Origin of the sequence: Ensifer adhaerens (assembly GCF_001270265.1) — a bacterium.
GTDB classification, from domain to species: domain Bacteria; phylum Pseudomonadota; class Alphaproteobacteria; order Rhizobiales; family Rhizobiaceae; genus Ensifer; species Ensifer adhaerens_B.
In genome coordinates this window covers 1-24612 of the sequence record NZ_LGAP01000011.1, presented here as the reverse complement: position 1 = coordinate 24612, position 24612 = coordinate 1, and the positions used below count along the sequence as shown (strand labels likewise).

General features: G+C 59.3%; 23 protein-coding genes and 5 pseudogenes. 16 read left to right on the top strand and 12 right to left on the bottom strand.

Going from position 1 to position 24612, the window contains the following annotated elements:
• Positions 1-111: 111 nt before the first annotated feature.
• From AC244_RS17305 to AC244_RS35390, 4 genes and pseudogenes are all read left to right on the top strand, one after another.
• Positions 112-482: pseudogene (locus AC244_RS17305) on the top strand (LysR family transcriptional regulator); the annotation flags it as partial.
• A 79-nt stretch (positions 483-561) separates the two neighbouring features.
• On the top strand, positions 562-828 hold the full coding sequence (locus AC244_RS37580) for a hypothetical protein (protein ID WP_152975994.1): 267 nt from the start codon (positions 562-564) through the stop codon (positions 826-828).
• A gap of 422 nt (positions 829-1250) precedes the next feature.
• Complete coding sequence (locus tag AC244_RS17295) at positions 1251-1493, top strand: type II toxin-antitoxin system Phd/YefM family antitoxin (protein ID WP_053250069.1); 243 nt, start codon at positions 1251-1253, stop codon at positions 1491-1493.
• Entirely contained in the window at positions 1493-1927 is a 435-nt protein-coding gene (locus AC244_RS35390; RefSeq protein ID WP_082366886.1) for a type II toxin-antitoxin system VapC family toxin, read from the top strand. Before AC244_RS17295 ends, AC244_RS35390 begins: the two co-directional genes overlap by 1 nt.
• A 193-nt stretch (positions 1928-2120) precedes the next feature.
• Here the strand turns inward: AC244_RS35390 and AC244_RS17285 are convergent, their stop codons facing one another.
• On the bottom strand, positions 2121-3188 hold the full coding sequence (locus tag AC244_RS17285; RefSeq protein ID WP_053250067.1) for an ABC transporter substrate-binding protein: 1068 nt from the start codon (positions 3186-3188) through the stop codon (positions 2121-2123).
• A gap of 77 nt (positions 3189-3265) precedes the next feature.
• Between AC244_RS17285 and AC244_RS17280 the strand changes: the two genes are divergently transcribed.
• From AC244_RS17280 to AC244_RS35385, 7 genes are all read left to right on the top strand, one after another.
• Entirely contained in the window at positions 3266-3943 is a 678-nt protein-coding gene (locus AC244_RS17280) for a response regulator transcription factor (protein ID WP_053250066.1), read from the top strand.
• Entirely contained in the window at positions 3940-5319 is a 1380-nt protein-coding gene (locus tag AC244_RS17275) for a sensor histidine kinase (protein WP_053250065.1), read from the top strand. Before AC244_RS17280 ends, AC244_RS17275 begins: the two co-directional genes overlap by 4 nt.
• A 519-nt stretch (positions 5320-5838) precedes the next feature.
• Positions 5839-8505, top strand: a complete 2667-nt coding sequence (locus tag AC244_RS17270; protein ID WP_234716960.1) for an ATP-binding protein — start codon at positions 5839-5841, stop codon at positions 8503-8505.
• A gap of 182 nt (positions 8506-8687) precedes the next feature.
• On the top strand, positions 8688-9056 hold the full coding sequence (locus AC244_RS17265) for a hypothetical protein (RefSeq protein WP_053250064.1): 369 nt from the start codon (positions 8688-8690) through the stop codon (positions 9054-9056).
• An 87-nt stretch (positions 9057-9143) separates the two neighbouring features.
• Entirely contained in the window at positions 9144-9344 is a 201-nt protein-coding gene (locus AC244_RS17260) for a hypothetical protein (protein ID WP_053250063.1), read from the top strand.
• 51 nt (positions 9345-9395) lie between these two features.
• Entirely contained in the window at positions 9396-9803 is a 408-nt protein-coding gene (locus AC244_RS17255) for a c-type cytochrome (RefSeq protein WP_053250062.1), read from the top strand.
• A 55-nt stretch (positions 9804-9858) separates the two neighbouring features.
• A complete protein-coding gene (locus AC244_RS35385; protein WP_152975992.1) occupies positions 9859-10716 on the top strand; it encodes a helix-turn-helix domain-containing protein in 858 nt (285 codons plus the stop codon).
• 96 nt (positions 10717-10812) lie between these two features.
• On the opposite strand, the gene AC244_RS38130 is transcribed toward AC244_RS35385, so the two are convergent.
• The 8 genes and pseudogenes from AC244_RS38130 to AC244_RS17220 form a co-directional block, all read right to left on the bottom strand.
• The gene (locus AC244_RS38130; protein WP_152975991.1) at positions 10813-11121 is read right to left on the bottom strand and encodes a hypothetical protein; all 309 of its coding nucleotides are present in this window, start codon (positions 11119-11121) and stop codon (positions 10813-10815) included.
• A gap of 26 nt (positions 11122-11147) precedes the next feature.
• A pseudogene (locus AC244_RS36515) lies at positions 11148-11338 on the bottom strand (ABC transporter permease); the annotation flags it as partial.
• Between the two features lie 114 nt (positions 11339-11452).
• Positions 11453-11727: pseudogene (locus AC244_RS35380) on the bottom strand (type II toxin-antitoxin system RelE/ParE family toxin).
• Positions 11717-11977, bottom strand: a complete 261-nt coding sequence (locus AC244_RS17240) for a CopG family ribbon-helix-helix protein (protein ID WP_053250060.1) — start codon at positions 11975-11977, stop codon at positions 11717-11719. The pseudogene AC244_RS35380 and the gene AC244_RS17240 overlap by 11 nt, the downstream one beginning before the upstream one ends.
• Positions 11978-12278: 301 nt before the next feature.
• Complete coding sequence (locus tag AC244_RS17235; RefSeq protein ID WP_053250059.1) at positions 12279-13304, bottom strand: ABC transporter permease; 1026 nt, start codon at positions 13302-13304, stop codon at positions 12279-12281.
• Between the two features lie 35 nt (positions 13305-13339).
• On the bottom strand, positions 13340-14881 hold the full coding sequence (locus AC244_RS17230; protein ID WP_053250058.1) for a sugar ABC transporter ATP-binding protein: 1542 nt from the start codon (positions 14879-14881) through the stop codon (positions 13340-13342).
• Positions 14882-15044: 163 nt separating this feature from the next.
• The gene (locus AC244_RS17225; protein WP_053250057.1) at positions 15045-15974 is read right to left on the bottom strand and encodes a sugar ABC transporter substrate-binding protein; all 930 of its coding nucleotides are present in this window, start codon (positions 15972-15974) and stop codon (positions 15045-15047) included.
• A gap of 237 nt (positions 15975-16211) precedes the next feature.
• Complete coding sequence (locus AC244_RS17220) at positions 16212-17024, bottom strand: TIM barrel protein (protein WP_053250056.1); 813 nt, start codon at positions 17022-17024, stop codon at positions 16212-16214.
• A 905-nt stretch (positions 17025-17929) separates the two neighbouring features.
• On the opposite strand from AC244_RS17220, the pseudogene AC244_RS38865 reads away from it, so the two are divergent.
• From AC244_RS38865 to AC244_RS17200, 4 genes and pseudogenes are all read left to right on the top strand, one after another.
• A pseudogene (locus AC244_RS38865) lies at positions 17930-18130 on the top strand (helix-turn-helix domain-containing protein); the annotation flags it as partial.
• Between the two features lie 241 nt (positions 18131-18371).
• Positions 18372-18998 carry a transposase family protein gene (locus AC244_RS37570; protein ID WP_202596088.1) on the top strand — a complete coding sequence of 209 codons (627 nt, stop codon included), beginning with the start codon at positions 18372-18374 and terminating at the stop codon, positions 18996-18998.
• A gap of 206 nt (positions 18999-19204) precedes the next feature.
• Positions 19205-19660: a transposase gene (locus tag AC244_RS37565; protein ID WP_202596087.1), complete on the top strand. Its 456-nt coding sequence runs from the start codon at positions 19205-19207 to the stop codon at positions 19658-19660.
• Positions 19661-19755: 95 nt separating this feature from the next.
• A complete protein-coding gene (locus AC244_RS17200) occupies positions 19756-20466 on the top strand; it encodes a YecA family protein (RefSeq protein ID WP_053250053.1) in 711 nt (236 codons plus the stop codon).
• 216 nt (positions 20467-20682) lie between these two features.
• On the opposite strand, the pseudogene AC244_RS17195 reads toward AC244_RS17200, so the two are convergent.
• Both AC244_RS17195 and AC244_RS17190 read right to left on the bottom strand, forming a co-directional pair.
• Positions 20683-21013: pseudogene (locus AC244_RS17195) on the bottom strand (hypothetical protein); the annotation flags it as partial.
• A gap of 278 nt (positions 21014-21291) precedes the next feature.
• Positions 21292-22635 (bottom strand): Fic family protein, encoded by a 1344-nt coding sequence (locus AC244_RS17190; protein ID WP_053250052.1) that lies wholly within the window; start codon positions 22633-22635, stop codon positions 21292-21294.
• A gap of 527 nt (positions 22636-23162) precedes the next feature.
• Here AC244_RS17190 and AC244_RS17185 point away from each other — a divergent pair.
• Positions 23163-23867, top strand: coding sequence for an IS5 family transposase (locus tag AC244_RS17185; RefSeq protein WP_152975990.1), 705 nt, complete (start codon positions 23163-23165; stop codon positions 23865-23867).
• Positions 23868-24212: 345 nt separating this feature from the next.
• On the opposite strand, the gene AC244_RS17180 is transcribed toward AC244_RS17185, so the two are convergent.
• On the bottom strand, positions 24213-24612 hold a 400-nt coding region (locus AC244_RS17180; RefSeq protein WP_152975989.1), incomplete at its 5' end, for a c-type cytochrome.

Below are 24612 nucleotides of genomic sequence, written 5' to 3'. Positions count from 1 at the left end.
CTTAGCAAGAACGCTGCAAGATGATGGCGCCGCCGCTCCGCCCTTCATTCCAGCTTCCCAAAAGATTTGCCGAGATCGTCAATGCCGGAGAGGGTTCCGTAGCGCGCAAGAATCCTCAATCGAAATAGGTGGCCTGTTTCGCGGCAATTGCGCGAACTGGAGGAGGCGCTGGGCGTGCCGCTGCTCAGCCGGACGACCCGCCGCATGACGATGACTGACGAGGGCAACCGTTGCTATGCCAACAGCGTCCAGATCCTGCGCCTCGTGGAGCAGGCCGGTACGAGGCGCGCGGAACGCGCGGTGCCTCGGCCGGTACGATCCGGGTCTCCTGCACAGCGGCCCTCGGTGTCCTGCACGCCACGCGACTGATCTTTGCCTTTCAGGAGTGCTACCCGGATATCGGGGTTGATCTCAGCCTGACGGACGAGCGCATCGATCTTGTTGCGCTTCGTCTGGGGCCGCTCACCGACAACTCGCTGAAACGCTGAAACTACGGGCACTGGGGCAATCGGGGTTGCGCCGACGCACGACTGCTTATCGTAGCTGGGGACTGAGCGGCCCATGTCGACCAGACCAACGAAACACATTTTACCGGGTCGACCGCTGGAATTAGTGGAGCCGCAGAATCTCGTTCCAGCCGGCAATCGACCGGGACCGCTTCACCTGGTCGATTGTCTGTCGCTGTTTCCGTCCAAGCGAACCGACGGCCTCATTCGGACCGTGCAGCGTCGAATGAAGATCTGGCGCAGTGCGCAAGCCAATGCGTTGGTGTTCGGGCCGTTCGCCGATGCTGCGCGGCAGACGGAAATTGTAGAGGTCATGCAGTGAGATCATTACTGAGCAATACAGAATCGGCAGAGGCTAAATCTCGGGAACCACCAGTGACGCAATCGAGAACATCTGAGTGAGGCAACCGCATTGTTCTTTGGGAACACTCTTGGGTGAGGCAATACGACTCCCATCCAGATTGACGCACTCCCATCCAAATTCCAAATTGTCGCGCCACACCGGGTGGCGACGGCAACTGGAATGAGCAGCCGCCTACTCGTGAAGAAGATTGCAACGGAACTGCGCGCTTTCGCCTCCAAATCTGCAGGGAATCCATTCATCCGTATTGTATGGCGGTGGCATGGTGTTGTTAAAACATAGAAGACAGAAGCAACCGACCGGACGACTCCAAGACCTTTGGCTCTTGCTCAGGGGCGTCGATGCGACTATATGACTACTGTAGTCATTATTGGGAGGCTGACATGAGAGAGATCCAGCTGAAGGATGCCAAGGCAACGCTTTCTGCTGTTGTCGATCAGGCGATTCACGGCAATCCTGCGATCATCACCCGGCACGGCAGAAAGGAAGCAGTAGTGCTTTCGTTTGAGGAGTATGAAAAGCTGAAGCACGTTCCCAGTTTCGGGCGACTCCTATCTTCCTATCCAGGTGATGAGGACGATATCTCGCCGCGCAATAATAAGCCGAGTCGGATGCTTGATCTCTAATGTTTCTGGTCGATACGAACGTGATATCTGCGTTTGCCCCGTCCAAGCGTCAAAGTTCCGAGCAGCTTGTGGAATGGCTCGATAAAGCCAGCTCGCAGCTGTTTCTATCAGTTATCTCGGCCGCTGAAGTTAAATCGGGCATCGCTAAAGCGGAACGAGAAGGTGCGACCACCAAGGCGCAGCGGCTGAAAAATTGGTGGGAAAGCATAGAGTATCTGTACGCGCAGAAGCTGCTGCCGTTCGATCTGCGATGTGCGCATGCAGCCGGGCAGATTCTCGATGATGCTCGTGCCCAGCAGCCGGGTTTCGAGGATATTGCGATAGCTGCCACAGCCCAAGTGCATGGCTTGACAGTGTTAACACGCAATTTCCGTCATTTTGGACCGTTAGGCGTTCGAGCACTCGATCCCTTCAAAGCATTGCCGGGGTTATAGGGTAAGGGCTTTTCTCCCGCAGCCCTGCGGCTTTCGTGAGATTGACACAGAAGCGAACTCTCCGACGCTGATAGCGACCGGTCATTTCGGCCGAACACGCGACGCACGACGGTCCATGGTCGTCAGGGATGTTTGACCGATCCGAGAACAGACGGAGTAGCGAAACAGATTTCACCAGGGCAAAACGCTGGAACTAATGGAGCCGCAGAACCTCGTTCCAGCGGGCAATCAGCCGGGATCGCTTGACCTGATCGAGATAGACCATCAGTCCGGGGCTGACGGGTACCGGACGCAGTTGCGCGCCGAGCATTTCCTGCATGGTGTTGGCGGTGTTTTCACCCGCGACTTCAGGGCTGACGGCGGGGATCTGCAGTTGCCGCGCCATGATCGTCTGGCCCTCCTTGGACATGAAAAATTCCAGGTAGCGGCGGCCGAGGTCGGGCGAGGCGGATGCCTGCGGCACGAGGCCGATCCGGGACATCACCACGGTGTAGTCCTTTGGCAGCACGATGCCGACATCCGGATGACGGGCTGCCCAGTCGGCGGCATAGGAGCCGAGGATGTTGTAGCCGAGCACAAACCGCCCGTCGGCGACGCGCTCCAGAATGGCCTGGCTGGTGGAGTAGAGCTTGACGCCGGCAGCACCCATGGCCTGGATGACATCCCAGATGTCGCCGAACTGTTCCTGGTCGCGCGCCATGAAGAGAAAGCCGACGCCTGAACGCTCGATGTCATAGGTGCCGATCCGACCGAAGACATCGGCGCCCTGACGCTTGAGGTAGGCGACGAATTCGGCGCGGGTCGAAGGCGGCGCTTCCTTGGTAAAGCTCGGCTTGTGATAGACGAAGACCGCCGGCTCGAAGGTCAGCGCATAGGCGGTGTTGCGCCAGTTGGCCCAGGCCGGCCAGCGACCGCTCATCGGCAGGTCGCTGCGCTGGGCATAGCCGTCGTTGCTCAGCTTGACCTGCAGGTCCATGGCAGACGAGAAGGCAAAATCTGCGGTTTTCAAGCCGGCGTCGGTTTCCTTGACGATCCGGTCGTAGATCTCACCTGTCAGCATATCCTCATATCGCACCGCGACATCCGGATTGGCTTTTTGAAAGCCGAGGATCATCGGTTTGGCGAGCGGTTCGTCGAGCGAGGAATAGACGACGAGCGTCCTGGCATCGGGGGCACCCGAAAGAGAGGGGAAAATGACCGGTGCGGCTAGAAGCAGCCGGGGACAGAGAACGAAAAAGAGAAGAGAAATCAAGTACCGCATAAATCCACAATGCCTCAGCGCGTCGCCGTTCACAAGCAAGCCAACGGCGGATAGAGTGGAGGGGGGAGTGAAGACAATTGCGCATATTGCTTGTTGAAGACAATCAGGTCCTCGCCGAGGGTCTGTCGACCATCCTGCGTGGTAGCGGCTACGCCGTCGACGTCGTCAGTGACGGCGCATCTGCCCATGCGGTTGCCGCCGCCGAGACGTTTGATCTGGTGATCCTTGACCTCAACCTGCCCGAGATGGACGGGCTCGATGTCTTGAGGGCGATGCGCGCCCGGCAGAACAGCGCGGCGGTGTTGATCCTGACGGCTCGGGGCACGCCGGAGGAGCGTGTGAAAGGCCTCGATCTCGGCGCCGACGATTACATGATCAAGCCGTTCGATATCGGCGAGTTCGAAGCGCGCGTGCGCGTGCTGCTTCGCCGGCAGGCGGGATTGCGGGCGTCGACGGTCAGCTACGGCAACGTCTCGCTCGATCTCAATGCGCGCAGCTTCTCCTCCGGCGGCGTGCCGATCGAAATCCCGGCCCGTGAACTGGGGCTGCTAGAGCTCCTGTTCATGCGCGCCGGCAAGGTCGTCGCCAAGGAGGCGATCATGCAATCGCTAACCGGTTTTGACGACGATCTGAGCCCGAATGCGATCGAACAATATGTCAGCCGCCTGCGAAAACGGCTTGCGCCGCATGGCCTGACGGTCAGAACCGCGCGCGGCATCGGATATTATCTCGACAAAACGGCCGGACCCGAATGAGGGCGGCGGTCTATTCCCTTCGCCGCAGGCTGCTCGGCTGGCTGTTGATCTCAACCGCCGTCATCGGCGTCGTCGCGCTCACCGATACCTACCGCGAGGCGGTGGCGACAGCCAATGTCGTGTCGGATCGTGTTCTCGCCGGTTCGGCTCTCGCGATCGCCGAGCGCGTGGTCGTTGCCGAGGACGGTTCGCTTGAGGTCGACATTCCCTATGTGGCGCTCGAGATGCTGACATCGGCGGCACAGGATCGTGTCTTCTACCGTGTCGACGGGCCGCCGGGGCAATTTATCACCGGTTACCAGACGCTGCCTTCCCTTGACGAGGTCCCCGGTAGCTCGACGACCTTCGCCGACTCCTTGTTCCGCGGCGAGCCCATCCGGATCGCCGCCCTTCGCCGCTCGGCCTCGACCGGCATCAACTCGGTTCCCTTCGTCGTGACGGTGGCAGAAACGACGATCGCGCGCCGACAACTGGCGCAGACGATTCTCGTTCGCTCCGCCCTGCGTCTTGGCCTGATGATCGCGGGTGCGGCCGTCATCGTCTGGATTGCCGTTACCTTTTCGCTTAGGCCGCTCTATCGCCTAGGTGATGCGATCGCGGAGCGGAGCCCCGACGACCTGCATCCGATCGGCGAACGCGTGCCCAACGAAGTCCAGGGCCTTGTCGATACGGTCAACTCGTTCATGGGGCGTCTGCAGTCGGCGCTCGACGCGCTTCGCAATTTTACCGGCAACGCAAGTCACCAGCTGCGCACGCCGCTCGCAATCATCCGCACGCAACTGGCCTTGGCACTGCGCGCGGGCTCGATCGAGGACACCAAGAAGGCGGTGAAAAAGGCCGATGAGGCTGTGGCGAACGCCGAGCGGATCCTCGCGCAACTGCTGCTGATGGCGAAGATCGACGCTGCCGGAAAGGATGAAGCTCGAAAGCTGGAGCGTATCGATCTAGTCGAACTGACGCGCGGCATCACCGCCGAACATGTGCCCGCTGCGGGAGATGCCGGCATTGATCTGGGATTCGATGGGGAGGGTGAAGCCTTCGTTCGTGTCGAGCCTCTGCTGGTCGGCGAGATGCTGAAGAACCTTATCGGCAACACGCTGCTTTATGCTGGGCGCGGCGCGGAGGTGACGACACGGGTGAGCGAAAAGGCAGGCTTTGTATCCCTCGAGGTCGAGGACAACGGACCAGGGATCAAGCCGGAACTGCGCGAGAGCGTGCTCAGGCGGTTTCAGCGCGGTGCGAGCGAAGCCCCAGGAACGGGGCTCGGTCTGCCGATCGTGGAGGAAATTGCCGCTCTTTACGGTGCGAGAACCAGTCTGAGCGATGGAGCAGGTGGGCGCGGGCTTAAGGTTGCCATCCTGTTTCCGGCCGGCTGAACAGGGCGGGACGCTCAGTTCTCATCCAGCGCGCGCAAACAGAGCGGTTCAACCGTTGTAGACCACCGATCCATAGATCGGTCCTCGATCCAGCAAACGGAACGTATCCATCCCAGAATCTACATCTGGACGTCATTCGGGAGCCCGCTTCGAGGCTGCGAAGCTAGCTGGCGTTGCGCCATAGTCCCGGCCATGAGCGAAGGCGGTGTTATATCAGGTGGCCAAGTTTCCTTACGGGAAACAATGCCGCTGTCCAATGTCCTCATCATAGATGAGACGCAGGTAGTCTCAGTTGTTGCGGCAACCTGGGAGTGCGGGAGCGGCAATAAGTGCCGCGTGCTCATCCTCGCGCCCGCTCCGGTTTCAGTGTGAGACCAAAGCAACCGCAGGAAGATTACTTGAAAATTGCCGGAAATAAAATCAAAAATCACACGCATTATTAGTAAAGAACGGCCTTCAATTTACACAAATCGCATCGTGCAGAATTGAGCTTCTTGTTATACTCCCCAAAGGGGGTACATGATGCTGCTCGATCGAGACGGTCCACTCGAAGCTTTGCTGACCGCAGTGCGGAACGCGGCGTCCGGACACGGAAGCATCGTGCTGCTCGAAGGCGAAGCCGGGATTGGCAAGAGCTCCCTTCTGCGCGAGTTCGCGGAGCATGCAGACAAGGGCTGCCGGGTACTATGGGGCTGGTGCGAGGCGCTTTTCACGCCGTGCCCGCTCGGACCTTTGCAGGACATGAGGCAATCGCTTGATCCGCGTGTGGCGGCGCTGCTCGACCAGGCGGCTCCGCCGGAGCGACTCTTTCCGGTACTCTTGAATGTGCTCCAGCACGCCGATGATGCGATCGTACTCATCTTCGAGGATGTGCACTGGGCCGACAACGCGACACTCGACCTCGTGAAATATCTCGGTCGTCGCATCTCCTTGCTTCCCACCGCGCTGGTGCTCAGTCTGCGCAGCGATGAAATCGGCGCCGATCACCCTTTGACGCATGTGCTCGGCGATCTGCCGTCCGCATCGGTCACCCGCATAGCGCTTGAACCGCTGTCTCCCGAAGCTGTGACGGTACTGGCTGAGCAGGTGGGCCGCTGCGCCGCCGATCTCTATCGCATTACGGAGGGCAATCCCTTTTTCATCACGGAACTCTTGGCAAGCGGCGAAGCCGAGCCGGGGCACGTACCGGACTCCATACGCGATGCGGTTTGGGCGCGTCTCTCCCGGCTGACGGCGGGTGAACGGGAAGTGCTTAAGGTGATCAGCATCGTGCCGGGCAGCGTAGAACCGCGGCTGATCCGGGCTCTGCTGGGCGTCGCGGCCGAAACACTGGTGGACCAATGCGTGGCGCGCGGATTGTTGCGGCGAGACAATCAAGGCGCCCTGATGTTTCGGCATGAACTTGCCCGGCAGGCGACGCTCGACCGGCTGCCGCCGAGCCTTCAGAGGTCGCTCCATGCAAAGGCGGAGGCCGCGATATCGCAACTTCCCGCGGCACACGCGTTTGCCCTGCTTTCACGCCGGGTACATCACGCCGCCGGCGCCGACGACGGCGCGCGCGTCCTTGAACTCGCGCCACAAGCCGCGGCTCATGCTGCGCGCCTAGGTGCCCATCGGGAGGCGGCCTCACATTTGGCGACGGCTCTCAGGTACGTCGCGCAAGCCACACCGCAGTTGGCCGCACAGCTTCACGAGGATTGGGCCTGCGAGGCGGGACTGGCGCTGCTTGTCTATGAACCGGTGATCGAGGCGCACCATCGCGCTATCCAGATCTGGCGCGAACTCGGACGCATCGACAAGATCGGTCCTAATCTGTGCCGGCTGTCGCGGCTGCACTGGCGCCGCGGCGAAGGCGAGCCAGCGGAGGATTACGCAGACCAGGCGGTGCGCGAAATGGAAAAGCTGCCGCCCGGGCCGGAATTGGCAATGGCCTATAGCACGCGCTCTCAGTTCCATATGCTGCACTATCGCTTCGACGAAGCGATCGACTGGGGCTTGCGCGCGATCGCTCTCGCCGATCAGCTTGGCGAGGTTGAAACGCGCGTCCACGCCCTGAACAATGTCGGCACCGCGCTCCTTTTCGCCGACCGTCCGGGTGGCCGCGAGCGACTGGAGGAAAGCTTGGCGCTGGCGCTTGAGCACGGATTTCACGACCATGCCGTGCGCGCCTACACCAACTTCGCGGAATGTGCAGTCGCGTCCAAGGACTTTGCCCTGGCTGAACGCCTGCTGGCCGAAGGCATCGCGCTCGCCACCAAGCATGATCTCGATTCAGCGGCACAATACCTGCTCGGGCGGCAGGCGCAGCTTCGCATGGAGCAGGGCCGTTTTCGAGAAGCCGAGACCATTGCGCAGGGTGTCATGAACCTGGAACGGCTGGCGATGGTCATGCATCTGCCGGCCCTAACCGTGCTCGGAAGGGTGCGCGTGCGACTGGGCGAGCCTGATAGCTTGGCCCATCTTCAGCAAGCGCTCCAGGAAGGACTGGCAACTGGCGAGCTCCAACGGATCGTGCCAGTCCGCATGGCGTTGACCGAGGCCGCCTGGCTCGCCGAAGACCGGAGGGCCAGCCACGAACAACTGACAGCGCTTGCCGCGATGGATCTCGACAACTTCCGTGCCTGGGATTTGGGCGAACTGGCCGTATGGTGGCAGCGATGCGGTATGGCTGTTCCGCTGCCGACGTCGACCCCGCGGATTCCTTTGCGGCGGTCCGCCGAACTCTGCGGCAATCCGTTGGCGGCGGCAAAGGAATGGGAACGCTTAGGGCTTCCCTATGAAGCGGCGCTTGCCCTGATGCAGGTTCGCGGAGCCGAGGCTGGGCCCGCACTGGCTCGTGCCGTGACCATATTCGAGTCGTTGGAAGCGCGTCCCGCTGCGACGCTGGCGCGAAAGCAGGCGCAGCGCCTGGGTGTTGCAGGCCAGTTGCCGAAAACCCGCAGAGGGCCTTACGGGGCGGCTCGCCGCCACCCGCTTGGTTTGACGCGGCACGAACAACAAGTGCTCGCCTTGATGGCTGAAGGTATGAGCAACAAGGAAGTCGCCCGGCGCTTGTCGCGCTCGCCGCGCACAATCGAGCATCAGGCTTCCGCTGTGCTCAGCAAATTCAACGCCGCCAACCGAATGGAAGTCCTCCTGCGCCTGCGCGGCGAGCCGTGGCTCCTTTCGGCCAGCGACGCGCTGTAAGCCCTCGAAAATTAGCAAGTTCGCGAAAATTAGGGGATCAGCCACAGGAAATTGGGGGACCGCACCGATTTGCCTGAGCGCATCCGCGCATAGGCTGAGCGTGTCACCATGGGAACAGACTGCACAGTCACTATGGGAATATACTGTGTAGACAGTTGATGGCCGGCGGAGGAGGACTAGTGATGACCAGACATTCTACCGTATTTGCGGTGGCCTTGCTCGCCACGACAGGCGTCGCCGCGGCGTCGGATCTGGCCCCCGGCAACGGCCACAGCATTCATCTCGGCCGCTTCGATGGTGCTGTCTATTACACCGTCGAGAAGGATGGCTACCGGGTGGTTGCGACGTTGGCCTCCGGGGCAGAAGCGCAGCCGATCCGCTTCGTGTCCACGCTAGGACCCGGGCAGCGCCTGATGATCTCCGTGCCTCGAGCCATCGGCCAGCCGTCCGCCGATATTGAGATCAAGCGTGATGGCGACGTTCTTTTTGTGCGCGAGCCCAGCGCCGCTCCGATCGACAACATGGCGACCAGCGCCGTACTCGAGGAGTAACGGTCCTTCTTGGCCAGTCCGGAATCTTGGCCGGTCCTGTCCCGGGGGGCGCATACCAAGTAAGAGCTTCGGCAAAGGGGGGAGGCGATGCTCTACACACTGATTATGCTGGTTTGTCTGGCTGATGCGCCGCAGGCCTGCGAGGTTCGTGAGCAGATTGTCGGGGATTTGGCCGCACATCCTGGTGCGGCCTTCATGCAGGTGCAGCCATTAGTCGCGCATTGGATCGAGGAACATCCCGGCTATTTCGTGCAGCAGTGGAGGCTTTTGCCTGATCTGAGGACTTGAGATCTTTTGCGCAGATCTGAACCAATCGCGAAGCGGCTCCGGCAACGAAAGATGCGTCCATTGCGGCACCTGATTCTGTTCGCCATCGTCGCGTGGGGCTTCGCGGACGTTTGCGGGGGATATTTCCAGGAGGTCGCAGCCGCCGACAAGTTCTATCGGGTCGTCGACGGCAAGGCCGATGTGCGGACCTACAACGGCTACCGGCGTTACCATGCCGGCTGCAACCATTGCCACGGCCCCGATGGAGTCGGCTCGACCTTCGCGCCCTCTCTCGTCGACCGGCCGCGCGACATCGAGGAGTTCAGGCGCATCGTTCGCGACGGCCAGAGCAGTAGCGGCACCTCGGTCATGAGAGCGTTCGCCGACGATCCTAATTTCGCTCCTTACATCGACGACATCTACGCCTATCTGCAGGCCCGCGCCGAAGGCGCGCTCGGCCGAGGGCGGCCTAAAAGGTGAAGAAGGTTGCGGCAAGCAACTAATACCAACCAGCGGACATTGACGCCGACCCGTGATGGGATTCCCAAATCAGCGGAATTCTGACTCCTTGTGCCAAACGGAGGTTTGGCATGGCGAAGGCGATATCATTGCGGGCAGATTACGATGGAACGGCACTCAGGAGGCTCGCGAAGAGGGCAAAGGATGCCCTCAGGTCCGGCGACTGTTGGCGCTGGCTTCGATTTATGATGGCGGCTCCCGGCGGTACGCATCCGAGATAGGCGGGGTGACGGTGCAGATCGTCCGCGATTGGGTCTTGCGCTTGAACGAACGCGGCCCCGGCGGATTGATCAACGGAAAGGCACCGGGCGGCCGGGCGAAGCTGAACGACGCGCAGCGCCAAGCGCTGGCGAAGATCGTCGAAAGCGGTCCGATCCCCGCCGTTCACGGCGTGGTCCGCTGGCGACGCAGGGACCTCGTGCAGTGGCTTTTCCAGGAGTTTCAGGTCTCTATCGATGAAACAACGGTCGGGCGGGAATTGAAGGCGCTGGGCTTTGCCAAACTTTCGGCCCGTCAAGGCTCGTCGATCAGCCATGGAAGATCATGTCCATCGCGAGAGTACCAGCCAGGCGACCGGGCTTCGGCGGGTGGTGGCAACGAGGCCGAAGGGGAGGATATTGTCGTCCTGGAAATTGGTATCGACGAGGCGCTTGCGATGGTCGGCTCGGGGGCAATTCGGGATGGAAAAACGATCATGCTGCTGCAGTACGCCGCGTTGAACCTCTTCTACTGTCAAGCGAAGCGAGGAATTGACCCCCCAGTCAGTTTCTCATTTCGCCCGACATCTACAATCAGACGCCAGTCGACGTTGGCGCAGCAAGCCCTTCCTGAAACGGCAGCAGTCACCGGCAGTCGCGGCAGCGTTCTTCGATGAGCTCGGCACGCGCCATGCCCTGGAACTCCGCTGCCTGAACGGCCTCAATCTGCGGCTTACAAATAGAGCAAGCCGGACAAGGACTGGAGGTACGCTTTAGCGGCTGCGCTGACCGAAGAGGGAAGCTGTTTCGCGGGTCTGGACCCGAAGCATCGCGTTCCAAAGCTGAAGAACGAAACGCGGCTGGAACTGGCTCGCAAGCTTGCGCTGCGACAACATGGTAAATCTCCGATAGTTTTGCATGGCTTTGATATAGTCGATCGCAGATGCAGTTGCCAGAGCGGTTGCGCTGTGGCAGCCCTGCGCGGCAAGCATATGTTGAAACGTGGCCGGCGCCGCGAAAATACGTGGATGCAGATAATAAAATGCCGAGAGGACTTTCATCATCCCGGCCAGTTGGCTCACTGGGAGAACACCTCTTCTTTGGAGGGTCAGGCTTTCTTGCGGTTTTTCTGTCGGTAGACGCCGATCACGACTGCAGCGACGATGATCAGACCTTTGACGATCTCCTGATAGTAGACATCGACCCCGCAGGAAGGTGAAGCAGGAGTTCATGACATCGAGGATGAGGGGGGCGGTGATGCGATCGGCAAGAACGACCAGCACCATGCGTTGATGATGTGTCGAAATACGGGTGTTTAACAAGCGTGGTGACGAGCCGGATCGGAATATCTGTTCCATCGCCCCGTCTCGCCTGCCTCTATCGTGGATAGTGCGAAGTTAGGCTGGCGCTGGTTCAACGGTCCTCGCGGGTATGCCATGCGCGCAGAACATAGATTATCGACTGTTGAATCTCGTAGCGGATCTCATAATGCCCAACGAGGATACGGCGGACTTCGCGAGGCGCAAATTCTTCGAGCTTCTCTCCAAGTCGCGGCTGTTCAATAGAAGCGTCGGTGCAGTCGTTAACGATTGAACCGTGCGCGCAGCGGCCCGCCGATTAACAGGAGCGAGAAATTCGAAAAGGCTTGCGAGATCACCAAGGGTCTTGCTTGTCCATCTAACCTGCATCAGAGCGCGGCGTGGCGTTGTCCAGACTATCGGCCCAGGCTTGCACGGCCTGATGGTCAATGACTTGACCGGCATCCACGTCCGCGAGCGCCTCAAGAGTCAGTAAGCGCCGCTCATCCTCTTGATCTACCCAGACCGTGAGTGCCTGATTGATGATCCAGCCGCGCGAACGTTCCAGCCGGCTAGCGAGTTGATCTACCCTCTCCGCAAGCGGCAGCGGAACATGCGCAGTCAGTACTTTGGTTTCCATCGAACGTCTCCGACCTATCGGACTTAATCATGGTGATTGGATTCGATTAAGTCGAGGCGCTGTCTGCGCTTTTTGGGGCGAACAGCCTCGCGGGCATCAAGCTGGGGCAGCGTCCACGAATTCACTGTGATGCACGCGTTTGGCAAATGGATTGCCGATCACTTACACCAAGCACCAAGAGCAAGGTTGTCTGCCAACTTCCAGATAGCGCCGGTAGCACCACGGATACAAAAAAAGGCCGGGATGATTTTCATCATCCCGGCCAGTTGGCTCACTGGGAGAACAGATCTTCTTGGGAGGATCAGGCTTTCTTGCGGTTTTTCTGTCGATAGACGTCGATCACAACGGCGGCGACGATGATCAGGCCCTTGACGATTTCCTGATAGTAGGCGTCGACCCTGAGGAAGGTAAAACCCGATGTCATGACTCCGAGGATGATAGTGCCAATCACCGTGCCGGTGATGCGCCCGACACCGCCGGTCAGCGATGTGCCGCCGATGACGGTCGCAGCGATGGCGTCAAGCTCGTACATGACGCCCATGCCGGCTTGGGCCGTCTGCGCGCGAGCGGCAGTGACCACACCGGCAAGGCCCGCCAGCATGCCGGCAATGGCATAAACCTTGATCAGGTGCGCCTCGACATTGATACCCGAGACGCGGGCTGCCTGAACATTAGCGCCGATCGCGTAGGTGAACTTGCCGTAGCGGGTGTAGCGCAGCGCAATGTGGAAGATGATTGCGACGACGAGGAAAACGATGACGGGCCAGATGCCGGTACCGATGAAATTGAACTGCTCGGTGAGGCCCGAAACCGGCTGACCCTTCGTGTACCACTTGGAGATACCGCGCGCCGAAACCATCATGCCGAGCGTGGCGATGAAGGGCGGGATTTTTGTTCGCGCGATCAGCTGCCCATTGATGAAGCCCGCAAGCAAACCAACGCCGACGCCGAGCCCGATCGGCACGATGGCTGGCAGGTCCGTCAGTGACGGATAGAGCGCGCGCGGCCAGGTGGAGGCCTGCGCCACGCTCGCAGAGAACATGGCGGTCATGCCGACCACAGAGCCGGAGGACAGATCGATACCGCCGGTGATGATGACCTGGGTCACGCCGACGGCGATGATGCCGATAACGGCAACCTGTAGGATCATAATCGTCAGGCGCTGCGGGTTCATCAGGAAGCTTTGCCCAACGAAGATCCAACCGAGGATTTCGTAGACGAGCGCGATGCCGATCAGCACCAGGAAGATGCTGAATTCGGGCGGCATCCGACGCTTCGCACCCGGAAGGGCCGAGCCGGTGCCTTGTGCTGCGACATTGGTTTCCATTGTTCGTTCCTCCCTGTGGTCCGTTCGGTTCGCGCTTAGCTGGCGGCGAGTTCCATGACCTTGATCTGGGTTGCTTCGGCGCGGTCGAGGATGCCTGTGACGCGACCTTCGTGCATGACCATGATGCGATCGCTCATGCCCAGCACTTCTGGCATTTCCGAAGAAATCATGATGACGGCTACGCCGTTGCGGGCGAGTTCGGTGACGAGGCGGTGGATTTCCGCCTTCGCCCCGACGTCGATGCCGCGCGTCGGCTCGTCGAGGATCAGGATGCGCGGGTTGGTCAGCAGCCAGCGGCCGATCAGCACCTTCTGCTGATTGCCACCGGACAGGTTTTCTATCCGCTCCTGCAGGTTGGGCGTCTTGACCCGAAGCTTGCGGCTCATCTCCTCGCAAGCGGCGGTGATATCCTTCTCGGCGACAAAGCCGCCCTTGACGAAACGGTCCTGCAGTACGGCGATCTGCATGTTTTCGAGCACGTCGAGGATTAGCAGACAGCCAGTGTCCTTGCGGTCTTCCGTCAGGAACGCCATGCGGTTGCGGATGGCGGTGTTGGGGCTATCGATCGAAACGGTCTTGCCGTCGATGGCGATGGTGCCGGAACTTGCAGGCGTTACGCCAAACAGCGTCTCGGCGACATTTGAGCGGCCGGAGCCGACCAGTCCGGCGATCCCCAGGATTTCGCCGGCGCGCACGTCGAAGGAAACGTCGCGAAACACACCGTCAAGCGTCAGATTGTTGACCGAAAGCATGACGTTGCCGATCGGCACCTCTTCCTTCGGGAACATCTGGGTGATTTCGCGACCGACCATCATGCGAATGATGTCATCGCGGGTGACTTCGCTTGAAGCATGCGTGCCGATATATTTGCCGTCACGGAAGACCGAGAACTCGTCGGCAATCTCAAAGAGCTCGTTCATCTTGTGGGTGATGTAGACGATGCCGATGCCCTGTGAACGCAGATCTCGGATGATCTCGAACAGGTGCGCGACCTCGCGCTCCGTCAAAGCCGAGGTCGGCTCATCCATGATCAGCACGTCGGATTCGTAGGAGACCGCCTTGGCGATTTCGACCATCTGGCGGTTGGCAACCGAGAGGTGGCGAACCTCGATCTCCGGGTCGATCTTGATCTTCAAACGGTCGAACAGCCGGGCGGTGATCCGCCGCATCTCGCCGTGATCGACGAAGCCGAAGCGGTTCTTTGGTTCGCGTCGGATCCAGATGTTTTCAGCGACCGTCATGAACGGCATCAGGTTCAGTTCCTGATGGATCATGGCGATGCCATTTTCGAGCGCGTCGAGCGGCGACTTCAGTCTGATGTCGGCGCCTTTCAGCCGGACTTCTCCCTTATCGGGCGTATAGATTCCGGCAAGGATCTTCATCAGTGTCGATTTGCCGGCGCCATTCTCGCCCATCAGCGCATGGACGGTGCCACGCCTCAGGCGGAAGGACACGTCGTCGAGCGCGACGACGCCCGGAAATTCCTTGCGAATGCCTTCGACGTTGAGAAGGTATTCGGCGTTGGGTACGGCGCCGCTGGCGCGCACGGCGGCCATCGTTGTCGGACTGAGCGTCATTGTCATTGCCTCCCCGTCAATTCCGGCTTTCGCGGAAAAGTCCTCGCAGCTGGTGGGTCAACCAGCCATTCTCCTCGCAGGCGCCAATCTACAGGATCAGCGCACCTGCCGCGGGACTGTTTTGGTTGGGAGCGCGAGATATCCCGCGCTCCCAATGCAAGCGTCAGTTCTTCGCCTGATAGCTGGCCATGTTTTCCTTCGTGACAAGTTCGAAGGGGATGTAGACCTTCTTCTCGACCGGCTCGCCCTTGGCGAGTTTGAGGGCTGCATCGACAGAGCCCTTGCCTTGGCCGGCGGCGTTCTGGAACACCGTCACGTCGAGGTCACCTGCGGCCAGGGCTGCAAGCGCATCCTGTGTCGCATCGATGCCGCCGATGACGACGCTGTCCATCGGACGGCCAGCAGCCTTCAGCGCCTGGATCGCGCCGATCGCCATTTCGTCGTTGTTGGAAATCACGGCGTCAAACTCAAGGCCGGCAGAAAGCCAGTTGGTGAGTAGGTCCGAGCCCTGGGTGCGCGACCAGTTGGCGGTCTGCTCCTCGACAATCTCGATACCCTTGCAGGCTTCGGTCGCGAGCACGTCATGGATGTCCTTGGTACGCATGCGGGCAGCCTGGTTGGAAAGCTCACCCATCATGACGACGGCCTTGCCCTTGCCGCCGAGCATCTTGCAGATTTCCTGGGTCTGCAGCGTGCCCGATTCCTGTTCGTTGGAAGCGACGAAGGCCTGCTTTTCCGGCAGGGTGTCGACGTTAACAGGTTCGCGGTTGACGTAGACGAGCGGAATGCCCGCGTCAGCGGCGATCTTCGACATCGCGGCCGTTGCGTCGGTATCAACAGGATTGACGATGATGGCGGTGACGCCGGCTGCGATGAAGTTCTGTATCTGGCTCTGCTGCTTCGAGACGTCGTTCTGTGCGTCTTCGATCTGCAGGTCGACGCCGTCGAGCGTCTTGGCGTAGTCGGACATGCCGTTGCGCAGGACCGTCAGGAAGTTGTCGTCGAACTGCGCCATGGAAACGCCGATGGTTTCGGCATGCGCCGCCGTCGACATCATCACAGCCATGGCTGTACCTAGCAGGAACTTCTTCATTGTCTTTCTCCTCCACATTTGGTGCCCGGCCACACCTTCTCCAGCCGGAAACGCGAACCGCCTCGGGTCGCGCCCATCCCTGATCGGAAGCGGTACTCCCGCTACGCTCCAATCAAAACGGAATAAAAGAACTAGTGATTTGCAATTACGGAATATGTATTCCATTTTATGCGGGCGCCGTCAAGGGTGTCTTTCGACGCCTCGCTTCGTTTTCCGGTGTTCGGCCGGCTTTGCCAGTCAGATATTGGCTTCGATGTAAGTCATGCTGGTTTTGACGGCGTTTGCTGGATCGGCAACGCCGTGTACTTCATCGGCGAAGGGTTCGAATGAGAGGGGCCCGGAATACCCGGCTGCCTTTAAGCGGCGGATCTGCCCGATATTGTCGAGGGTGTCGTTTTTGTCGACCAGAACACGATGCGAGTCGCGAAGATCGCGGATCGCCACATCGCTGTCTGTGACGCCCGATATATGAACGAGGCCGGTCATCTCGGGGTAGATCGCCGGTTCGCCAGCGAGATGGTGGTGGAAGGTGTCGTGCACGACGCGGAAAGATGCTTCGCCGTCCACGGCTTTAATGCCGTCAACGGCTTCCGTCTTGGAACGAAGCGAGCAGATATCAAAGCCGAGTGGCTCGACAAGGCCAATGATGCGGGCGGCGTCGAGCATCGGTTTTAGTGCCGAAAGGGCTTCCTTCAGATTGGCCTGACGCTCGCCATCAGCCTGGCCGCTGCCGTCATTGACAGGAACAAGAACGAGCGCCTTTGCGCCGCAGTCTCGCGCGTAGGAAATCAGGTGCGCGGCCTCGGCGGCACGCGTCTCGTTCCATTCATTGAAGCGTTGCAGGGCGTTGATGGAGAGGATGGTCAGTCCATATTCCGTGGCAAGTGCCGCCACCTCTGCGGCGGACGTGCCGTCCAGGATGGCGTTGTCGGTGAGGTCGTTGCGGATTTCGACCGACGTTATGCCGAGCGATCGTGCAAGGGCAAAGAAAGCGCCGACTGACAAGGCGGGCGTCGTCATGTGGTTAAGCGCGAAGGGCAGGGTGGTCATGGGAATGTCTCCTCCAGGTTGGGTTTGTTACTAGCTATAAATGGAACGTTCATTCCATTTATAGCTAGCCGGACAAATCGCCCATGGCTAGGAGTTGGATAACGCGTGTCCCGTCAAAGCACTTGCATTGCTGCAAGATTGTTGTTCTCAGATGATGGAATCCAATCAGATCCCCGGTGGTTTCGGTGCAGATCTACTGTGCGCGAGCGACCGCCTTTGAACTCTTGCTAGGTTGGCCTGGTTCGAGACGGCTGGCTTTCGGTGCCCCGTCGGTGTCGGCAAGGATGGAAGTATTCCGATCTCGATTGTCGTCGATGATAAAGCGCTGCCGGTCGATGCTGGCCGCATCTCTCGTTTGGAATTGCTGATCCGCTGGCGCTGCCGCTTATGGCCCGTAGCGGCCTCATGCTCTTTCTGCGCCGGGGCATGTGCGGATGGGCTCAGACGCTGACCGCAACAGCAAGCGCACCGCGAGAGCAGATTTACCCATCGCCAGCTACCTTGCCGCTGCACGCCGGACACAGCGCCGTCGTTCACGTCCTTGCGACAATCGCCATGAGCATCCGCCATAGGAGATCACCATGAATGTACATCTCAAAGTCGAGCCTCATCACCTCGAACGCGACGCCTACCTATACATCCGCCAATCTTCGATGCGGCAAGGGAGAACGCCGAGAGTGCCAGGCGGCAATATGCGCTTCGGGGGCGCGCTGCCGCCCTCGGCTGGCGCGACGAGCAGATTATCGTCATCGACAATGAAGGGCGGCGAGCACTTCCCCTCGTCGCTGCTGCAACGGCTGTCACCGGAACCGTTCGCCTCGACCAGCCCTTCCGCTCGGCAGACCGAAATGTCCGATGGCACCGTCTTCGCCAACCAGCAACGGCGTTCGCCCGAGGTCAGTCTCGATGGATTGACGACCCGAGAGGTCCGAATCCTCGATCTGATTTGTATGGGTACGCAGAACAGGTCATCGCCGCACGGCTAGGACTGTCCGAAAAAGGTTCACGTCCGCAACATCTTTAAGAAGATGAACGTGCGCAACTGCACCGAAGCGGCCTCGCGCTATTTCACCGCCGAAGCGGATTCAGAACATGTGAACGAGTAGATCAGGTGTCCGATATCCAGACCGCTCGTTGCAGCCAGATCCAGCCAGTGCCGGAAATCGGAGCAACTTTTGATCGGGGGTTTTCGGATGGGATCATGACACATGAAGGCGGATCACTGTCTCCTCAGCCCGGTGCGTCTGTTCCAAATTGGGTTCTTCCGCATATTTGGTGCAGGAGGATTCACGTGCGGCGCGAATACGGTCATAGATTCGGAATCGTAGTCTATGCAGTGATTTGCTCGTGCTGCTTCACTTTTTCAACTCGTTGCTTCCGGAGAATTTCGAGGTCGTGGAGATTGTGCGCCAATGTGGGGCTGTCGTTATTTCGGCGCGGTCGATTTCGGCCTCGGCAAATTGCCCCACTTGCGACCGATCCAGCGGGCGCGTTCACAGTCATTACCTGCGCCGGCTTGCCGATCTGCCTTTCCAGGATCAAGCTGCGGCGATCCGCCTTCGCGCCAGGCGTTTTCGTTGTGTCGATAGACAATGCGTAACGCGTATCTTCACCGAACGATTTCCGGGATTGGTTTTGGCCAAGGCCCGTCGAACCAACCGCCTCAGAGCGGCGCAAACAGCGGTCGGACTTACGGCAGGAGGCGAGCCCGGCGGTCGCTTATCGCAAAAGCTGACCATTCCTGTGAGCGGCGATACACTTCTGCGAATGGTCAGTTCATCGGTACACGAATCCTATCCTGCCCCTCGGATCGTTGGTATCGACGATTGGGCCTGGCGCAAGGGCCAGCGTTACGGCACGATTGTCTGCGATCTGGAACGCAACCGCGTTCTTGATCTGCTTCCCCGAACACCCATCGCAGAAGCAAACATCGCTGCAAAGCTTGCGGCACCAGCGAAAGCTGCAACGTCGTGATCTGTATGAGGAGGTGATGCGCCTGCGTGATGCGGGGATCACCTCTGCGAGGCAGATTGCGCCACAGATCGGCATGAGTGTGCGCACAATTGAACGGTGGCTGGCAGCGGGCGGTGAACCCGAACACCACCGCCCTTCGGTTCAACACCATACCCTCCTGGCATTCGAGGATTATCTTCTTCGACGTTGGAACGAAGGATGTCACAATGGTCGACAGCTTCAAAACCCAGGGATTTAAAGGGAGCCGTGCCACCGTTTACCGATGGATCGCAGCCCTGAAGAAGCAGCCACAATCATCTAGAAGCGAAAAGAGCCGGCCTCAATCCTGTGACACAAAGACCGAATGTTTCCTGAAGCATGTTTACGAATATGCGCCGCAGCTTTCGGTTGCCGGGCATCTTTCTCGCCGATTAGCCGCAATATTGCGGGGTGATGATGCCTCCCTCCTGGAGGGATGGATCGCTGAGGCCGGGGACAGCGAACTGGCCTCTTTGGCTGCCGGAATTAGCCGCGACATCGAGGCCGTCCGCGGCGCGATCAATCATCGATGGACGACCAGCCCCGTCGAGGGTCAGATCAATCGCCTGAAGACGCTGAAGCGGCAGATGTATGGCCGTGCCAGCTACGCACTGCTGCGCAGTCGCGTTCTAATGGCGGCATAGCTGATACTCAGAATGCCGGGGACGGGAACCATTCAGCATTGCCTGTGGCGGAGCGTCGGCCTTAGATTTGTTCGAAGCTCTACAAGGATTGCGATATGGCTACGCATCAGACGTCCTTCACCGAAGCAATGAGCCTTGATGATCTCGATGATTATCTCATGTCCGACAGCTCTCCAGCGGAGAGTATGCTGCTGTCCGACCTGGATGGTTTTTTGACCGGCATCGCCGTCGGGCCGGAGGTGATTCCGCCTGAGGAATGGTTGCCGGTCATCTGGGGCGGAACTGCGCCTCAGTTTGACAATGAAAGCCAAGCCCAGGCTGTCCTAGCGGCCATTCTGGACCGTTACGACGAGATTGTCCGGCAAATCGACAACGAGAGCGTCGATCCAATTTTTTGGCAATCCGGCGACACCGTCATCGCCTGGGACTGGGCGGAGGGATTTGTCGAGTCCTTCGCGTTGCGCCAGCGTCACTGGACGAAGATGGCCAAGTCTGAAGCCGCGATGCTGCTCGTTCCCATCATGATGCTCTGTGATCCCGCAAATCTGCCCGATGAACTTGCAAGCGAGGAAAAAGAGCAGGTGGTTGACGAAGCAATTGAGGCCCTGCCGGACACCGTTTTGGCGATTGCGGCCTATTGGCGTATGTCCGAACTCGAAAAGAAAAGCGTCTCTGCCGGCCTGCGCTCGTTAGCCAGTCCCGGCCGAAACGATCCCTGCCCGTGTGGATCGGGCAAAAAATTCAAAAAATGCTGCGGCACTGCTCCTGAACAACCATCGCGAAACCGCAAGCAGGCGGAGACCTGACCTGCACCAAATATGCGGAAGAACCCCAGATTGTCGCCGCCGTCTCATCCTGATCGCCGCGCCATAGCTGGGTGACGCAATGCGCATCTATGTCGTATTGGACTATGCCTTGTGACACAGCGGGCGCCTGGCCATCCACTACGCCAAGTTAGCAGTTGATTTCGCACGATTTCTTCGACTCAGCTGTAACCAGCCGCCCCTCGGGGACGCTCAAGGATGCGGTCTCGCCATAAAGTCCCGGCCGCGTTTTGTGGGCAGCAGGATGCGTATTCCGTTGAAGAAGCTCTAAATGTCGGGCCATATCCCGGACCACCCAGAGTGGCGGCATGTCAGCCTCCTTGAGAACCTTGTTGATGCTGTATAGGTCTTCAAAGGTGTATTCGGGCCAATCGAAATGAACGGCCGCCCAGTGCACGAACTTGCGGTTCATGGCGCCCGTCGCTGTCAAGCCTATACCGTCGTGAGTGTCGGCATAGGATATCGTCACGATCATCCCGCGAAGCCGTGGCGACAGGGCGGCGCGGATCGTTGGGAAGGCAGCAGGCAGTCGCGATGGTGCCGGAGGCGCGATCAGAATTCCGGTCGCACGCGGAAAACCCGAAAAACGGCCGCAGTCATCATCCCCGCTGCGTCCGGCTGACTTAGTCGCCGTCTCCCACGTGAACTATGATTTTGATAATGTGCCCCACGTCAACAAGGCGCAGGTGCTCGACTTGAGACGGACTATTTCATGCACAAGTCATGCATCAATGTGATCTCACCGAATTCAGCTAGCCATTACAAAAGCTTGGGATGGCCTTTCATGCAGGCCGTCCAACTTTGGCGTTACGACGTGCTACCCGTCGCCTGCTGCTTGGCAAGCAGGTATCTCTCGACTGTTTCCGGATCGACACCGTATGCGACGCAGTTAACTTCGTTGATTTCTTCCATGATGTCGTTGAACGACTGGATGATGACTTCAAGCTCATCCCCCTCCAGGTCATTGAACACTGATGCCACGAAATCGTGTGGTGACATCATGGGGTCATCCGCTGCGGCTGTAAGGAAGCCGCGCACTGCGTCATCGAGCTGGCGACGCAGGCGGATCTCCACCGAACGCGGCACGCGCTTTGTAGCGGATGCGACAATGTAGGACGGTGCTGTCAGGGCGTAACCTTCCGAAATCGACTTGCTCAGATAATTCGGATCGCCAAGTTCGTACCAAGTGGTCATGCCGATACCGTACTCGGCCCGGCCCACTCCAATGAATGAAATGGGAGGCAGCCCTGCTTTGAGGAGCGGAATGTTGCTCAGCAGTCTTCCAGTCCGCTTGTTGCCGTCGATGAACGGCTGGAGATAGGCGATGCCTGCGAGAAGTGCGAAGGACGCTTCAAAGGGGTCGGTGGTCTTGGAAGCCTTCCAGCAGAGCTCCGACAGACCCATCGCCAGATCAGCGCTATCTGCAGACGGAACATACGAACTCGTCGTTATCGAAACGGGTTCCCTTCTGACAGCACCTAGGTTGTTCTGACGGACAAGCGTTCGCATGAGCATGGCATGCAGCCTCATCACTGTCTCGGGTGTGATCTGCACCGTTGCGATGTTATCGATCACCCAACTGATTGCCTGCTTGTGGTTGAGGATCATCTGGACTTCGATTTCTGATTTGCCGCCTGCAACCTCGGCGTATTTGATCAGAGCCTCGGTCTCGGGCAGTGAATAGGTGTTGCCTTCGAGAGCCGAAGACGCCCAAGACATCTCGATCAGGAACCGTTCTGCAATCTCGCGGGTATAGGTCGAAGGGTCGAGATCGACGGAATTGTGCCCGACGGCCCCGCCCATTAACGCTCGCGCACTCGCCTCCAGCCACGGCATCGTTACCGGGTCATAGGACTGTATGCGCATCGGATCGTAACGGACCGGCGGGCGAAGATGTCCTGGCGTCGAAAACCACTTAGCCTCCGCTGTCAGCTTGAATGAAGCGTCCCTCGTCGTTCCTGTCTTCTCAACGAGCCCCGAGGACATAAGCTTACCCAGGGCTCGCGACACGGATGATTGGCTGGAACTGGGGAGGCCGAGGAACTGGATGACCTTCGTCTGGGAAAGACCGTTTGCGCCGCGTCGTGTCAGCGTGTCGTAGACTGCTTTTTCGAGGCCCTGCAGCTCGGGAACAAGTAGAACGGGATGCATGGAGGTCTCCTGGGTGGCGCTTACATGCATATAATGCATAAAATATGCATAAATAAAGACCGCAAAGAGAGAATACCATTATACTGCATGAAACTATCAGGCTAAGCATTTGCTTTTGAAGATAAAATAACAGGACCAAAGCCGACCGGCATAAAACATGCATGAAAGGCTCTGGATCGCGGGCCTGAAGGCCAGGCACTCGATCGACCTCCACACTCCTGAAGATCCGTGATCCGGTCTCGAGGTAGTGCTCCCAAGAGCGATGGCACTTCGTCGATCCGTCGCCGCGTCGATCCCGGCTCGCACTGAACGTCCGCCCAGCGTGCGGGTTTCGGTAATTCGCGGACAGGGATTCCGTTCAAAAGCTGAACCTCTCTGTTAGGTGATCTCGCTCACTGTCGCCGAGAGGAAGTGTCTCGTTAATGCATGACGATCCCCGGCTCGGCCTTAGCGCAATTTCGCTTCCCGCTGCCATCGGAGACGGCCGGCAATCCAAAAGTCGCGAGATTTATCTGCGTGGCTAGCCGCTGGACGACAGAGGATCGTTCCGACGCTTCTGCGGGTTCTCGGCTCACGAGCCGACACCGGAGCGAACGGCTTTCGTGCGTTTTCGAAAAGCCCTCGTGGCCCATGGTCTGGACAAGACCCTGTTCGACGAGATCACCCGCCAGATCAAGGCCAAAGCGATCCAGGTGAAGACCGGCACGCTTGTCGATGCGACGATCATCGCCTCGGCCAGTGAGGATGATGAAGAGGGCCATTGGGTCAAGCATAAGGGCCGACGAGCGGTTCATGGCTTCAAAGCCCCTGTCGGCGCCGACGCCGATACGGCCCTTGTTGAGGAGATCGCCGTCACGCCCGCCAACATCAACGACGGCAAGGCCGGTCCTGATGCTCTGCCCGACAATCTTGGCGAAGGGTTTGCCGACAACGCCTACCGCGGCAATCATTTCGGCGACGCGGTGAACGCCAAGGGCGCAATGCCACGCATCGTCGCCAGCGGCATGTGGGGACGGGACGAAGCCGCAACACTGGCACGCCTTGAGGCCTGGAACCAACCGATCCACCGTATTCGTGGTCGGATCGAGAAGATCTTCGGCACCTGGAAACGAAGCTACGGCCTTCGCCGCATGCGATGGCGAGGGCTGGCAAAGGCAGGCTTTCAAATTCGCCTCACTGCCATCGCCTACAATATGAAACGCAGTTTGACGGTCATCGCTATGGCTGGATAGCAGGCAAAAACGCCACTGACGCTCACCCGAGAGCGTCACAAGCCACATTCGACGACGTTGGCGCTGACATCTTTCCGCCCTTTATCCTCGAAGCCGAAAAGATCAAACAAAATCAACGCAAAAGGCTTCCCGCGCACAGGTCTCCTAACCAACGTGCACGGATCATGACCGATGCGCCCCATCGCGCAACAGGCGTATATTGTTGTGAATGTTCATTCAGACCGATCTGGGAAACTTGAGGCCGCAACTCCGAGCTCCTGCATCCGCGTGCAATGTGCGACTTCCGGAAAGCTCACAGCCAAGCAGCCGGTCAGGCGGCGGCGTACTTTAGTGGGAAGCGGTCGCCTATTTGTGCTGGTGATGAGACCCGCCTTGTGTGGGGTGGAGATGTGTTTCCTCGGGCTGGGCTCGCAATTCTTCTATCTGAACCGTTTTGCTGGCCAGATACGAGATGAGGTCCGATGCGTCGCTCGCCGACAGGCCGAGATTTGGCATGCGGACGCCTTTGTATTTCGCGTCGAGGTCGGCGAGGATCGGATCTCTATTTGCGCGCAGCCCCGCCGGGTTCATGATCATTTCCACCAGCCACTTGGGGTCACGCCGGTCCGTGACGCCGAACAGATCGGGGCCGATATGGTCGGTTACGCCCACTGTGTGGCAAGGTGCACAGATCTTCTTGAACAGGACCTGCCCCGGCTCGCGGCCGTTTGTCAGGCCCTGTGGGTCATGGTCTGCTCCCAAGGCA

Bases quoted from the DNA above. Each gene is read 5' to 3' on its own strand.
- AC244_RS17200 (WP_053250053.1), top strand. From the start codon at position 19,756: ATGGCTACGCATCAGACGTCCTTCACCGAAGCAATGAGCCTTGATGAT.
- AC244_RS17230 (WP_053250058.1), bottom strand. From the start codon at position 14,881: ATGACGCTCAGTCCGACAACGATGGCCGCCGTGCGCGCCAGCGGCGCC.
- AC244_RS17235 (WP_053250059.1), bottom strand. From the start codon at position 13,304: ATGGAAACCAATGTCGCAGCACAAGGCACCGGCTCGGCCCTTCCGGGT.
- AC244_RS17225 (WP_053250057.1), bottom strand. From the start codon at position 15,974: ATGAAGAAGTTCCTGCTAGGTACAGCCATGGCTGTGATGATGTCGACG.
- AC244_RS17260 (WP_053250063.1), top strand. From the start codon at position 9,144: ATGCTCTACACACTGATTATGCTGGTTTGTCTGGCTGATGCGCCGCAG.
- AC244_RS17285 (WP_053250067.1), bottom strand. From the start codon at position 3,188: ATGCGGTACTTGATTTCTCTTCTCTTTTTCGTTCTCTGTCCCCGGCTG.
- AC244_RS17270 (WP_234716960.1), top strand. From the start codon at position 5,839: ATGATGCTGCTCGATCGAGACGGTCCACTCGAAGCTTTGCTGACCGCA.
- AC244_RS35385 (WP_152975992.1), top strand. From the start codon at position 9,859: ATGGGATTCCCAAATCAGCGGAATTCTGACTCCTTGTGCCAAACGGAG.
- AC244_RS17265 (WP_053250064.1), top strand. From the start codon at position 8,688: ATGACCAGACATTCTACCGTATTTGCGGTGGCCTTGCTCGCCACGACA.
- AC244_RS37565 (WP_202596087.1), top strand. From the start codon at position 19,205: ATGGTCGACAGCTTCAAAACCCAGGGATTTAAAGGGAGCCGTGCCACC.
- AC244_RS17295 (WP_053250069.1), top strand. From the start codon at position 1,251: ATGAGAGAGATCCAGCTGAAGGATGCCAAGGCAACGCTTTCTGCTGTT.
- AC244_RS17190 (WP_053250052.1), bottom strand. From the start codon at position 22,635: ATGCATCCCGTTCTACTTGTTCCCGAGCTGCAGGGCCTCGAAAAAGCA.
- AC244_RS17275 (WP_053250065.1), top strand. From the start codon at position 3,940: ATGAGGGCGGCGGTCTATTCCCTTCGCCGCAGGCTGCTCGGCTGGCTG.
- AC244_RS17220 (WP_053250056.1), bottom strand. From the start codon at position 17,024: ATGACCACCCTGCCCTTCGCGCTTAACCACATGACGACGCCCGCCTTG.
- AC244_RS17240 (WP_053250060.1), bottom strand. From the start codon at position 11,977: ATGGAAACCAAAGTACTGACTGCGCATGTTCCGCTGCCGCTTGCGGAG.
- AC244_RS37580 (WP_152975994.1), top strand. From the start codon at position 562: ATGTCGACCAGACCAACGAAACACATTTTACCGGGTCGACCGCTGGAA.
- AC244_RS17255 (WP_053250062.1), top strand. From the start codon at position 9,396: ATGCGTCCATTGCGGCACCTGATTCTGTTCGCCATCGTCGCGTGGGGC.
- AC244_RS35390 (WP_082366886.1), top strand. From the start codon at position 1,493: ATGTTTCTGGTCGATACGAACGTGATATCTGCGTTTGCCCCGTCCAAG.